The sequence below is a fragment of the Acinetobacter sp. AS167 genome (genome assembly GCF_037152175.1).
Lineage (GTDB): Bacteria > Pseudomonadota > Gammaproteobacteria > Pseudomonadales > Moraxellaceae > Acinetobacter.
Genome location: NZ_JBBCMP010000001.1, coordinates 251,058 through 264,763 on the forward strand (window position 1 = coordinate 251,058; position 13,706 = coordinate 264,763).

Sequence of the window (13,706 nt, forward strand, 5' to 3'; positions counted from 1 at the left end):
CGTATATACTGCAATAAATAAAATTAAGCGTGAAAAATTTCTTAATTTTTAAAATGATGATGAGTGATAAAAGAGTTGAGGTGGAAAATGTCTGTATTACATAAGTTTACTGAGATTAGCCAAGATTTATTGGATCAAGTGACAGGTGCTGAATTACCAAAGCTTTATTTTAATCAGCAAGGGAAAATGTCTGAGATCATTAAGAAACTGCCTCAACTACAAAATAAATATCGTCCTACACCATGGCTCAGCAATACCCATGCTCACCTGTTATATTTTGATTTAATTAAGAAAAAATCCGTTAAGCTGGACTATGATCGAATTGATCAGCTGACCATGCAAGATGGCGGTATCACGGCTATTGCTTGGTATGGCTACGATTTACCACAAGAAACCCCAACTATCGTGATTATGCATACGATTACAGGCACACCTGACAGTATGCGTGAATTGGTCAAAGATCTCCATGAGTATACGGGATGGCGTATTGCATTATGTCTACGCCGTGGGCATGCGGGCTTACCTATGCCTGTTCCTCTCATGTCAATTTTTGGTTCAACTTCTGATTTAAAAGAACAATTGGCTTCGATTCAAAACACATTTCCACAATCTGATCTTTATGCAGTAGGTTCTTCCGCTGGTACAGGCCTACTTGTGCGTTATCTTGGTGAACAAGGCCTAGATACACCTTTTAAAGCTGCTTTTGCCATGTGCCCTGGTTATGATACCGAGCTTGGGTTTCAAAATGTCCATCCTTTCTATACCAAAGTCATGACCAAAAAATTGTTTAAGGCATTTATTAAGCCTTATGAGCAAACATGGACACCATTACATTCGGTACAAAATGTTCTACAAACGAAAACCCTACAAGAGTTTCAGACTGAATATTTTGAAATGGCTGGTTTTTCAGATTATGAAAGCTACTCAAAAGCCACCAATCCAATTTATGTATTTGAAAATGTTAAAATTCCATTAATGATTCTAAACTCAGAAGATGATCCTGTATGTTCAATCAAGAATTTAGAACCGTTTAAAGAAACCATTCAAAATATGGATAATGTTGTGGTAGTGACAACTAAAAAGGGCAGTCATTGTGGTTTTTATGAAGGACTCAATACAAAATCTTGGGCTTCTCGTTTAATGGCTGATTTTTTAAAACAGTATTCATGATATGCAATACCAATAAATATCTATTCAAGTTAAAAAACTGACAGATCAAACTATTATTATTATTATTTGATCCGTCAGTTTTAATTGCTCAACTGTGGTGTTTGATCGATGCTAAGTTCTAAGCTAAGGTAAATATTAGACTTCTTTTATAAGTCGATGTTAAAACATAGATCAACATAAAATCACACCCATCCTAGCCTTCTTCCAGTGAGAAAAAGCACTTTTCAATATCAATAGATTCACGTTATATGATCATTTTTTGAAGTAAGAAAGATCTTTATTTAAAATAAAGGCCTATTTAAGTGCTAAATAATTCCAAACAAAATTTATCTTTTGTGAGTAAATAATATTGCTACGAACGATATAAATATCTTGAAAGAAACTATAACCATCAAGTATTTTTAATTTATTTTCATTTATTTCTTCTTCAATCAGTAAGCGAGGTAACCAAGCTACGCCTAAGCCTTGTAAAGCCAAGGCTTTTAAGTCACTGGCATTATCTGTTTCATATAATGTTCGATAATTGAGTTTACTTTCTATAATTTTATCTACACATTTTCTCAGATAGGCTTGTTTACTATAGGCCAAAAGGGGGAATGTCTGGTTAAGTTGGTATTTAGGTAATCCATTTTTGCTTGCTGTAACTGGCACAATTTGCATATTTACAATTTTATGATAGGTAAAAAGTGTGAGATCCAATTGTTGTAAAGTGAGTTGATCACAATAACAAATGAGAAAATCACAAGAACCTTCTTTTAATAAATGTATGCCTTGTTGCAGATTTGCAGCAATAATTTCCAACTTTAGATCATTATAGTCTGAGTATAGTTTTTGAATAAATTTGGGAAAAAACTGCGTGATGAGTGAGTGTGATACTGCAAATTTAATTGAGAGTTCATTATCCTTAATATTTTTCTCTAAATATTTTATTGTTGTATCCATTTGGTTTTTAATGTTTTTTGCTGTGGAGAGTAAGACTTGACCAGCATCTGTAAAATCAATGTTTTTACTATAACGCTTTAAAATTTGAAACCCTAACGACTCTTCAATATTTTGTATTCTACGTGTAAAAGCCGATTGAGTGACATGACGTATAGATGCAGCTTTAGAAATGGATTTTTCTTGGTCTAATGCAAGAAGATCCTCTATCCACCGAATTTCAAGCGTCATGTTCAATCACCAATAAAGATTTAACTCAAGCAAAGTATAACAAGTGATATGCAAAAAATGCATACAGATATATTTTTTTACATTGGTCAAGTTTAGATTGTTTCACCTAAGATGAATTGATTATCTTCGTAGAGTTACATTGCAAATGAACATTGAAATTAAAACGAGAACTGAGAAAGATTTATTGGGAATGAAAGAAGTCCCATTTCATTGCTATTACGGTGTACAAACATTAAGAGCGGTTGAGAACTTTAACCTAAGTGCGCATAAATTAAGTCATTTCCCTATTTTTATTCAAGCGCTTGCTATGGTGAAGTCTGCTTGTGTAGAGGCTAATTTTAAATTAAATAAAATTGAAGAAAATAAATATAAAGCGATTCAACATTCATGTCAGCAATTGATAAATGGTTCATACCATAATCAATTCCCTATTGATATGATTCAGGGTGGAGCAGGAACTTCTACAAATATGAATGCAAATGAAGTTATTGCAAACATTGGATTAGAGTTTCTGGGTCATGCAAAAGGCGAATATCAATATCTACATCCCAATAACGATGTAAATATGTCTCAATCGACCAATGATGTATACCCAAGTGCAATAAAAATAGGTCTATTGTTTGCATTGGATCATCTCAATATTCCGTTTCAAAAACTAATTGAAAGCTTAGGTCGCAAAGCTGAAGAGTTCTCTGATATCTTGAAAATGGGACGTACTCAGTTACAAGATGCAGTACCGATGACATTAGGGCAAGAATTTAGTGCTTTTGCGCATACCTTACAAAATGATTTGCAAAAGTTAAATCATATTATGCCAGATTCACTCAGTGTGATTAACTTAGGTGGAACAGCAATCGGTACGGGAATTAATACCGAGCTTGAGTATCGCTTAAATGCGATTCAAGCTTTATCAGAAATCACTGGTAAAAACATTTCAAGCTCACCTGATTTGATTGAAGCGACTACAGATATGGGTGACTTTGTACTTTTATCAAGTTTACTCAAACGTACTGCAACCAAGTTGTCTAAAATCTCTAATGATTTACGTTTGTTATCGAGTGGGCCACGTACTGGTATCGGCGAGATACAATTGGAACCACGCCAGCCTGGTAGTTCAATCATGCCAGGAAAAGTAAATCCAGTGATTCCTGAAGCGATGAATTTGGCGTGTTATCAAATTATTGCAAATGATTTAGCAATTACTTTGGCTGCAGAAGGTGGACAACTACAATTAAATGCGTTTGAGCCATTAATTGCGCTTAAACTATTTGAATCTATTGAACTATTAGGTAAAGCAATGCAAATGCTGAATGAAAAGTGCATCCAAAATATTCGTGCCAATGCGGCACATTGTCAGCATTTAGTGGATAACTCAATTGGTATCATTACGGTGTTAAACCCATATTTAGGTTATGAAACTACTACACGAATTGCAAAGATGGCAAATGAATCTGGGGAGAGTGTTTTGGCTTTGATTAAAGCTGAGGGATTACTTTCAGATGAAATTTTGGCGGATGTACTTGCTGTTCATAACATGGTTCAGCCAAAACAACACGCAGCTTAGTTTTTTAAACTTATTGTGCAATTTAAGCAATTCATGACTTACATTAGAAATTAAGTTTCATATGACAGATAAAGCTTAATATTTATACAGAGTTATAAAAAAGGGAAATTATAATTTCCCTTTTTTTAGTGATGAAAAATCTTAGTTTTTCAAAGCTGGTGTAGCAGCAGCGATGGCTGCGGCAACAGCATCATCTTCAGATTGGGCTGAACCAGAGCTTGCTTTTGGTGCTGGAGTTTTAGTTTGTGCAGTTTCAGTTTTTACTGACTCTGCTTTTGCAGGCTTTGCCTCAGTCGCAGCAGGTTTACTTTCTGCTTGTGCACTTGGCATTGTTGCATGAGCTTCATGCGTTGGCTCGCGTCGAATTTCTGTGGTTGTATTTGCTGTTTCTGTGCGTTCAACTTCTACATGTGCCGGAATTTCGACTTGTTGTGCATTATTCTGTTCAACGCTTGGTAAGCTTTCAAACTGTGTCGGTTCAGAAGTCGCAGGCTGAGCAGTTTCAACTTTCTCTTGCTCAGCTTCTTTAGGCTCTTCTTTTTTTACACAAGCAGATACCAAAAGCGCTGTCGCAATTGCACCACAAATTAAAAATTTCTTATTCATAATGACTCAAAACAAAACGTATTAAAGAGATGTTACTTAGTATAACAGCAAAATGATATTTAAAAATCACCTTATCAAGTGCTAATTTTTTATTGGAAATGCTGATAGAATAGCCAATTGTTTATTGTTCTATGAATTGATGTGAATTGACTTTGCTTTCTTGGTACAAGGTAAAGTAAAATCGCACAACATTGTAGGCCAATTTAGGCTCCATTGTACGAGAAACTTAATGACCCATTTTATATTCGTAACTGGTGGTGTTGTATCATCACTAGGTAAAGGTATTTCAGCTGCTTCAGTTGCTGCACTTTTAGAAGCCCGTGGTTTAAAAGTAACCATGGTCAAAATGGATCCATACATTAATGTCGATCCTGGGACTATGAGCCCATTCCAGCACGGTGAAGTATTTGTCACAGAAGATGGTGCTGAAACTGACTTAGATTTGGGTTATTACGAGCGTTTCTTACGTCGTGCCAAAATGACCAAATTGAATAACTTTACTTCAGGTCGTGTTTATCAAGACGTTTTAAATAAAGAACGTCGTGGTGATTACCTCGGCGGTACAGTACAAGTTATTCCGCATATTACGGATAATATTAAAGAACGTGTTCTTCGCGCAGGCGAAGGTTATGACGTTGCCATTGTGGAAATCGGTGGGACAGTAGGTGACATTGAATCTCTCCCATTCATGGAATCTGTACGTCAGTTGATGGTTGAGCTTGGTCATAAACGTACCATGTTGATGCATTTGACTTTATTGCCATATATCAAGTCTGCTGCTGAACTTAAAACCAAACCAACTCAACATTCTGTTAAAGAATTATTGTCGATTGGTATTCAACCCGACATTCTGATTTGTCGTACTGAACATGATGTTGACGCAGATACTACCCGTAAAATCGCACTCTTTACAAACGTTGAAGCACGTGCCGTTGTGGTGTGTAAAGATGCGCGTTCAATTTATCAAATTCCTCGTACATTTTATGAACAAAATGTTGATGATTTAATCTGTGAACGTTTTGGTTATGACAGCTTGCCTGAAGCTGATCTTTCGGATTGGGATCATGTTGTTGAAGCATTATTGAACCCAGAATACACAGTTCGAGTTGCGATGGTAGGTAAATATGTTGAATTGCCTGATGCATATAAGTCTGTTAATGAAGCACTATTACATGCAGGTATTCAAAATCGTGTCAAAGTTCAAATTGAGTATATCAATGCAGAAGAACTTGAAGGCCAAAATCCTGCTGAAGTATTAAAAGGTATTGATGCAATATTAGTTCCTGGCGGTTTTGGTGAGCGCGGTACTGAAGGTAAAATGCAGGCGATTCAATATGCCCGTGAAAACAAAGTACCTTTCTTGGGTATTTGTTTAGGTATGCAATTGGCCGTAATTGAATTTGCTCGTCATGTTGCTGCTATGCCAGAAGCGACTTCTACTGAGTTTAATCGTTCAACAAAATTCCCATTGATTGGTTTAATTACGGAATGGCTAGATGAACGTGGTGAAATCCAGCATCGTAGTACTGAGTCAAACCTTGGTGGCACAATGCGTTTAGGTGCCCAAAAATCAGAATTGGTTGAAGGTACTAAAACACGTGAAGTTTACGGCAAAGCTGAAATTACTGAACGTCATCGTCACCGTTATGAAATGAATGATCGCTTCATTCCTGCAATTGAACAAGCAGGTATGAAAATTTCAGGTTATTCTACTGCGCAACATCTTGTTGAAACTGTAGAAATTCCTGAACATCCTTGGTTTATTGCTGTACAATTCCACCCAGAATTTACAAGTTCACCACGTGATGGACATCCATTATTTGCTAGTTTTATCGATGCTGCTAAAAAGCAGCACCAAAACAGCAAGTAAGTATGTAAGAACTTAAACTAGGAAGTTTAAATGTCACAATTAAAACCACAAGAAATTGTACGTTTAGGCGATATACAAATGGCAAATCACTTGCCATTTGTATTATTCGGCGGCATGAACGTACTTGAGTCGAAAGACTTAGCTTTTGAAATTGCAGAAACTTATGTCGATATCTGTACGCGTTTAGAAATACCATATGTATTTAAAGCCAGTTTTGATAAAGCCAATCGTTCAAGCTTACATTCGTTCCGTGGCCCTGGTTTGGAAAAAGGTATCGAATGGTTAGGTGACATTAAAAAGCATTTTAATGTTCCGATTATTACCGATGTCCATGAACCTCACCAAGCTGCCGCTGTCGCTGAAGTTGCAGATATTATCCAGCTTCCAGCATTTCTCAGTCGTCAGACTGATTTGGTTGAAGCAATGGCGAAAACTCAAGCCATTATTAATATCAAAAAAGCGCAATTCCTTTCTCCTCGTGAAATGAGCCATATTCTAAATAAGTGTTTAGAAGCGGGTAATAACAAACTCATTTTGTGTGAACGTGGTACGTCATTTGGCTATAACAACTTAGTCGTTGATATGCTGGGTTTCGACACCATGAAAGAAATGAATGTACCAGTATTTTTTGATGTAACGCATGCATTGCAAACACCGGGCGGTCGTGCAGATTCAGCAGGCGGACGTCGTGCTCAAATCACAACCTTAGCTCGTGCAGGTATGGCGACTGGGCTTGCAGGTTTATTTTTAGAAAGTCATCCAGACCCTGAAAATGCAAAGTGTGATGGACCTTGTGCATTACGTATGTCGCAGCTTGAGCCGTTTTTAGCGCAGTTAAAAGAATTGGATACCTTAGTTAAAGGTTTCAAAAAGTTAGATACACATTGATGCGCTTAGAAAGCATCTTATTTTTAATCAACTGAGGAATTATTCATGAGCCAAATCGTTGACATTCGTGCACGTGAAATTTTGGACTCTCGTGGTAACCCAACCATCGAAGCAGACGTAATCCTAGACTCTGGCGTTGTTGGCCGTGCATGTGCACCATCTGGTGCTTCAACTGGTTCTCGTGAAGCTTTAGAACTTCGTGACGGTGATCAATCACGTTACTTAGGTAAAGGTGTTCGCACTGCTGTTCAAAACGTAAATGGTCAAATCAAAGACTTATTAAAAGGTCAAAACGTATTTGAACAAAAAGCACTTGATGACAAAATGATTGCGCTTGATGGCACTGAAAACAAAGAAAAATTAGGTGCAAACGCAACTTTAGCTGTATCTTTAGCTGCTGCGCGTGCTGCTGCTGTTGAGAAGAAAACTGAACTATTCCAATATATTGCAGATCTTCGTGGCCAAACAACTTTGTCTATGCCTGTTCCAATGATGAACATCTTGAACGGTGGCGCACATGCAGACAACACTGTTGATATTCAAGAATTCATGATTGAACCTGTAGGTTTCACATCTTTTGCTGAATCTTTACGTGCTGGTGCTGAAATTTTCCATGCTTTGAAATCTGTATTGAAAAAGCAAGGTTTAAATACAGCAGTTGGTGATGAAGGTGGTTTTGCGCCTAACTTACGTTCCAATGAAGAAGCAATTACTGTTATTCTTTCTGCAATTGAAACAACTGGCTATAAAGCAGGTTCTGATATTATGCTTGCACTTGATTGTGCATCTTCAGAATTCTACAAAAATGGTCAATATATTCTTGCAGGTGAAGGCAACAAAGCATTCACAAGTAACCAATTTGCTGACTATCTTGCTGGTCTTGTTAAACAATATCCAATTATCTCAATCGAAGATGGTTTAGATGAGTCTGATTGGGAAGGCTGGAGCTATTTGACTTCTATCCTAGGCGATAAAATCCAATTGGTCGGTGATGATTTGTTCGTTACAAATCCTAAGATTTTACAACGTGGTATTGATGAGAAAGTAGGTAACTCTATCTTAATTAAATACAATCAAATTGGTACTTTGTCTGAAACTTTAGATGCAATCTATCTTGCTAAAGCAAATGGCTACAGCACTGTGATTTCACACCGTTCTGGTGAAACTGAAGATTCTACAATTGCAGATCTTGCTGTAGGTACAGCAGCAGGTCAAATTAAGACTGGTTCACTTTGCCGTTCTGACCGCGTTGCAAAATATAACCAATTGCTTCGTATTGAAGAATTGACTCATGCTGCTTATCGCGGTAAAGCTGAGTTTAAAGGTTTAAATTAATATCTTTTATTGATTTAATTTAAAAAAGGCCATTCTTTTATTTGATATAGGGAATGGCTTTTTATTCGCTAAAAATAATCAAGAATAGTATGTGTTAAGTGAGATTTAATATGATGTAATTGATAAATAATGAAATTTAGAGGTGGAGTTTAATTAGCATAGTTTGTGGAAAAGAAAATTTATAATAAATAATATCGCGATATATGAGTTTTTAGCATAAAGATAATTCTTAAATTTTTAATTACCAAGTAGATTATTGAGCACATAATTATTCTTTTATAAAAAAGAGAATTTATTTTGTTCTAGTTTTGCAGTTTTCGCATAGTTTAGTGTTCTTCATACAAAATATTTGATGTATATTAGCATCTTAATTTAATGCTGTTACTCAAGACGCAAATACATGTTAGAAGTCTTTAAAACAACTTCAAGTAAAGTGATTGCAATACTCGCGATTTTAATTGTTGTGGTATTACAATATCGCTTTTGGTTTGGTGAGGGTGGTCATTTCCCTCATCAAGCTTTACTACAGCAAATTGAACAGCAAGCTGAAGTCAATGCTGAGTTAAAAGAACGCAACCGAATTCTTGCTGCTGAAGTGTATGATTTAAAAAATGGTGCTGAAGCCATAGAAGAACATGCACGTTTAGACCTTGGCTTAGTAAAGCCACATGAAACTTTTGTACAAATGAGTACCATTAGTACCCATTACAAACCTATTTATACCGATCCAAGTGTAGATTTAAGAACCAATGAAGATGACAACGAACCTGCGCCAGAACAACCGTAAAATTTGGGCAATTGTTCCTGCGGCTGGCTCAGGTCGTCGTTTTTCAAAAACTGAACTAAAACAATACCAAGTCATCCAAAATCAAACAGTTTTAGCGCATACCATAGCGCGTTTAAACGATTTACCACTTGCGGGTTATGTACTTGCTGTGGGTGAGCAAGATCATTATGCTCAAACATTGCCATTAAAAAATAAACATTTGAGTCATTTTTGTTTGGGTGGTACAGAACGTGTTGATTCGGTTTTAAATGCGTTGCGTTATTTAGAACAATTTGCACAAGCCGATGATTTGGTTTTTGTACATGATGCTGCTCGTCCTTGTGTGACACAGCAATGTCTTGAAAACTTAGTCGATACCGCAATAAACCTGAACAGCAGTGCAATTCTTGCAATTCCTGTACGAGATACTTTGAAGTGTGTTGAAAATCAGCAAGATATCAATAAAACAGTCAGTCGTGATCAATTGTGGCAAGCACAAACACCACAAATTTCTACCTTTTCAAAGCTTAAAACGGCAATCGAAAAAGCTTTAGCGAATAATATTGTCATTACAGACGAGGCGAGTGCATTGGAATATATCAATGAACCTGTCAAAGTAGTGATGGGGCGTTCTGATAATATTAAAATTACTTATCCAGATGATTTGGAGTTGGCCAAGTTAATTTTGCAATCGCAGCAATAAAACAACGAAAATAAAAATAATTATGCATTGATTGATTTTCTCAACCGCTATTTATCTCTATAATTTGACCAGATTAAACTAGGTTTAAGATTTGTATTCATGACACCATCGCCACAGTATAAGTTTTTACGTCAATCAGTCAGAGATGGTTTAAGTATTAATCAAAAAGTTTCAAGGTGGGACAAATTACACCTTGATCCTTGGTTATTGGGCTTTTTAATTATCAATGCAATTTTGGGTTTATTGATGGTCTATAGCGCATCTTCTGAAGATATGTCTATGGTCATTCGACAAGCCGTGAGTTTCGGTGTTGGTTTTATTTTGCTTTTTATTTGTGCACAAATTCCACCAAAAGTATATCAAGCGATTAGCCCTTGGTTTTATTTGTTTGCAATTTTGTTGTTGATACTGGTTTTATTGGTCGGTGATGTTCGATTAGGGGCAAAGCGCTGGCTGACCATTCCAGGGATTGGCAGTATGCAACCCAGCGAATTTATGAAGTTTGCCATGCCACTGATGATGGCATGGTATTTTGCACGTAACCCGTTGCCGCCAAAGTTTAAACATATTGTAATTGCCTTGATTATTATGATGGTGCCTTTCGTATTAGCATTATTACAACCAGACTTGGCAATTGGTATCGTGATTGGTGGCGTGTTTGCTTTGTTTTTAAGTGGCATGTCGTGGACTTTAATTATTGGGACTTTAGCGGCATTAGCACTGGCGTTCCCTTTAATTTGGACTTTTGTATTACAAGCTTATCAAAAGAAAAGGATTATGACCTTATTTGATCCTGAGTCAGATGCGCTTGGGGCAGGATGGAATATTATCCAATCTAAAATTGCGATTGGTTCAGGCGGAATGACAGGGCGTGGATTCTTAGAAGGAACACAGTCTCAGTTGGGCTATTTACCTGAACATCATACTGATTTTATTATGTCGACCTATGCAGAAGAATTTGGCTTTATTGGGGTATTCTTCTTATTTGCACTTTATACCGCAATGATTTTTAGATGTATGATCATTAGCTTAAGCAGTTTCCATAATTATGGTCGTTTATTGGCAGGTACGATTGGTTTGTCTTTGTTTTTCTATGTATTTGTAAACTCTGGTATGGTCAGTGGGATTTTACCTGTGACTGGTGATCCATTACCACTTATGAGTTATGGTGGATCGGCGGTAATTGCGTTGTTAGCGAGTTTTGGTATCGTTATGTCTATCCATACGCATAAATAAATAGAATCTTCAAAATTTAAAATTTCTTAAACTAAAGCTATTCCTTCTCTTTTTTAGAGGAGGATAGTATCAAATATAAATAAAAAAGTTTTTCTTAAATTTAAGTTCCTTAGATTGTCAAACTACCTAATTATTCATACAAGTGCAATGCATCAAATTATTGATCGTAAATAATAAATATTTTTTTGGATGAACTTTTAGATACTGTTGGTTTTAAATTCGTTTGGTGTACTTTTGAATCATAGATGGTTGTTCTATTGTGTGGCGACATGGATGTCGCCGTTGGGCGGCGCCCATGAGTAAAGAAAAAGCACTGCTTTGTTTGCAGCGCAAGGTTTGGCATCTCCTACGAAAAGTGAGGTATCGCCAACGCAAAGGAATTGAAACTTTGAATGTAAAGTGTGGCATTGCAAGTTTTTTTATAACGGAACAATTTCTTTTTCTATGCAATTAATTTAACTAAAAATATTAATTAGGAGAAATTGTATTCTTATGTCTGAGTTTTTTGACTAGGCAGCTATAATTTGCTGATGGTTTAAAAATCATGTGATATTGTGAATGATGTATCTATTTGAAATCGAATTTAAGCTGACACTTCAACATCAAATCAGTATTGCTAAATCTGTTCTAAGTGCTAAATTAAAATGGTCATATAAATTATTTCTCTAACTACATTATTCTTATTATAAGACGATTAAATCGTATAAGGTTCGGTTCAATATGCATATCATCATCATGGGAGCTGGTGTTATTGGTACAACATCCGCCTACTATCTAAAACAAGCAGGTCATGAAGTCACTGTGATCGATCGGCAACCCAATGTGGCTTTAGAAACCAGTTTTGCCAACGCTGGGCAGATTTCGCCGGGTTATGCGTCGCCTTGGGCTGCACCAGGTATTCCATTAAAAGCGTTTAAATGGATGTTTCAACCACATTCACCATTGGCAATTAAGCTAACGGGTGATATGCATCAGTATCAGTGGATGATCCGTATGTTGGCTGAATGTAATATCAATCGCTACCAAATCAATAAAGAGCGAATGGTACGGATTTCTGAATATAGCCGTGACTGTCTAGATGAATTACGTGCGGAGACTAAAATTCATTTTGATGAGCGCCAATTAGGTACATTACAACTTTTTCGAAAACAACATCAATTGGATGTGGCAGGCAAAGATACCGAAGTTTTAAAACATGAAGGCGTGCCATTTGAGTTGTTGGATAAAGCTGGCGTAATCAAGGCTGAACCTGCTTTAGCCCACGCAACTGTTGATTTTGTTGGTGGTTTGCGTTTACCGAATGACCAGACAGGCGATTGCCAAAAATTTACAACAGAGTTGGCGGAGCTTGCAGCCAAACAAGGGGTCAATTTTTTATTTAATACGGTAATAGAATCAATCGAAAAAGATGCTGAACGGATTACCGCGATTCATTTAAAAGATGGTCGTAAAATCAAGGGAGATGTTTATGTCATGGCACTGGGCAGCTATAGTCATGAAATGCTCAAACAATTGGAAATTGATGCGCCTGTATATCCATTAAAAGGCTATTCGATTACCACCAAAATTGTTGATCCGGCACTTTCACCAGTGTCTACAATCTTAGATGAGTCTTATAAAATTGCCTTAACCCGTTTTGATGATCGAATTCGTGTAGGGGGGATGGCTGAAATTAATGGGTTTGATCGCTCGTTAAAATCTAGTCGTGAAGACACTTTGCTTATGGTTTTACAACAATTATTTCCAAATGCAAGTGACTTATCAGATGCAAATTTCTGGACGGGTTTAAGACCTGCGACACCAGATGGTACCCCGATTGTTGGGCAAACAAGGTATCAAAATCTATATACCAATACAGGGCACGGTACCTTGGGTTGGACCATGTCATGTGGTTCTGCAAAATTATTATCGGACATTATTTCTGGAACCACACCACAAATTGAATATGATGATTTGAATGTGTTTCGATATGACTCAGTGAATCACTAAGATGTTTGTGAAACTGATATGAACCAAAGTTAGCAAGTCGCAGAACAGGCAATTTCATTTTCCAATGTGCATTTTTGGCATTGGTTTATGCTTTCACTTCGTGGTTTTAATGAAGAAAATTCAGATGAGGCGATTTAGGCTAATTTCAATCAAACTACAACAAAGCCAGAGTCAGTGATCAAGTTATTGACTAAGCTATTTAATTCTTAAGCGATTTAAAAATTAGATAATAATTGAACATATTTTACTTGTATTCGAGCAAATTCATGGCATATTAATTGCTAATACAAGGAAAGATGATTGCAGGAGAGAAGTCTCTTGCGGACTCGCCGAAGGAGCAACGACCCCGGAAACTCTCAGGCAAAAGGACTGTAATCATTGTAAAACCTCTGGAGAGAAGTCATTCTAT

Annotated in this window: 11 protein-coding genes and 1 riboswitch; of the genes, 9 read left to right on the top strand and 2 right to left on the bottom strand. The window is 36.6% G+C overall.

Features of this window, described 5'->3' with window-relative positions:
• Positions 1–87: 87 nt before the first annotated feature.
• On the top strand, positions 88–1,170 hold the full coding sequence (locus tag WFN33_RS01225) for a YheT family hydrolase (RefSeq protein ID WP_336950946.1): 1,083 nt from the start codon (positions 88–90) through the stop codon (positions 1,168–1,170).
• A 294-nt stretch (positions 1,171–1,464) separates the two neighbouring features.
• Here WFN33_RS01225 and WFN33_RS01230 read toward each other — a convergent pair whose 3' ends face one another.
• Positions 1,465–2,340, bottom strand: a complete 876-nt coding sequence (locus tag WFN33_RS01230; protein WP_336950947.1) for a LysR substrate-binding domain-containing protein — start codon at positions 2,338–2,340, stop codon at positions 1,465–1,467.
• 145 nt (positions 2,341–2,485) lie between these two features.
• On the opposite strand from WFN33_RS01230, the gene WFN33_RS01235 reads away from it, so the two are divergent.
• Positions 2,486–3,904 (top strand): aspartate ammonia-lyase, encoded by a 1,419-nt coding sequence (locus tag WFN33_RS01235; RefSeq protein WP_336950948.1) that lies wholly within the window; start codon positions 2,486–2,488, stop codon positions 3,902–3,904.
• A gap of 141 nt (positions 3,905–4,045) precedes the next feature.
• Here WFN33_RS01235 and WFN33_RS01240 read toward each other — a convergent pair whose 3' ends face one another.
• Entirely contained in the window at positions 4,046–4,510 is a 465-nt protein-coding gene (locus WFN33_RS01240; protein ID WP_004719918.1) for a hypothetical protein, read from the bottom strand.
• Between the two features lie 229 nt (positions 4,511–4,739).
• Between WFN33_RS01240 and WFN33_RS01245 the strand changes: the two genes are divergently transcribed.
• From WFN33_RS01245 to WFN33_RS01275, 7 genes are all read left to right on the top strand, one after another.
• Positions 4,740–6,380 carry a CTP synthase gene (locus WFN33_RS01245; protein ID WP_336950949.1) on the top strand — a complete coding sequence of 547 codons (1,641 nt, stop codon included), beginning with the start codon at positions 4,740–4,742 and terminating at the stop codon, positions 6,378–6,380.
• Between the two features lie 30 nt (positions 6,381–6,410).
• Positions 6,411–7,268, top strand: a complete 858-nt coding sequence (gene kdsA, locus WFN33_RS01250) for a 3-deoxy-8-phosphooctulonate synthase (RefSeq protein WP_336950950.1) — start codon at positions 6,411–6,413, stop codon at positions 7,266–7,268.
• Positions 7,269–7,313: 45 nt separating this feature from the next.
• Entirely contained in the window at positions 7,314–8,603 is a 1,290-nt protein-coding gene (gene eno / locus WFN33_RS01255) for a phosphopyruvate hydratase (protein ID WP_004719930.1), read from the top strand.
• A gap of 400 nt (positions 8,604–9,003) precedes the next feature.
• Positions 9,004–9,390: a cell division protein FtsB gene (gene ftsB / locus WFN33_RS01260; protein WP_336950951.1), complete on the top strand. Its 387-nt coding sequence runs from the start codon at positions 9,004–9,006 to the stop codon at positions 9,388–9,390.
• Positions 9,353–10,072 carry a 2-C-methyl-D-erythritol 4-phosphate cytidylyltransferase gene (gene ispD / locus WFN33_RS01265; RefSeq protein WP_336950952.1) on the top strand — a complete coding sequence of 240 codons (720 nt, stop codon included), beginning with the start codon at positions 9,353–9,355 and terminating at the stop codon, positions 10,070–10,072. The genes ftsB and ispD overlap by 38 nt, the downstream gene beginning before the upstream one ends.
• A 99-nt stretch (positions 10,073–10,171) precedes the next feature.
• Complete coding sequence (gene rodA, locus WFN33_RS01270; RefSeq protein WP_336950953.1) at positions 10,172–11,308, top strand: rod shape-determining protein RodA; 1,137 nt, start codon at positions 10,172–10,174, stop codon at positions 11,306–11,308.
• A 720-nt stretch (positions 11,309–12,028) separates the two neighbouring features.
• Positions 12,029–13,297, top strand: coding sequence for a D-amino acid dehydrogenase (locus tag WFN33_RS01275; RefSeq protein WP_336950954.1), 1,269 nt, complete (start codon positions 12,029–12,031; stop codon positions 13,295–13,297).
• Between the two features lie 293 nt (positions 13,298–13,590).
• Positions 13,591–13,679, top strand: a riboswitch (glycine riboswitch).
• The last annotated feature ends 27 nt before the right edge of the window (positions 13,680–13,706 follow it).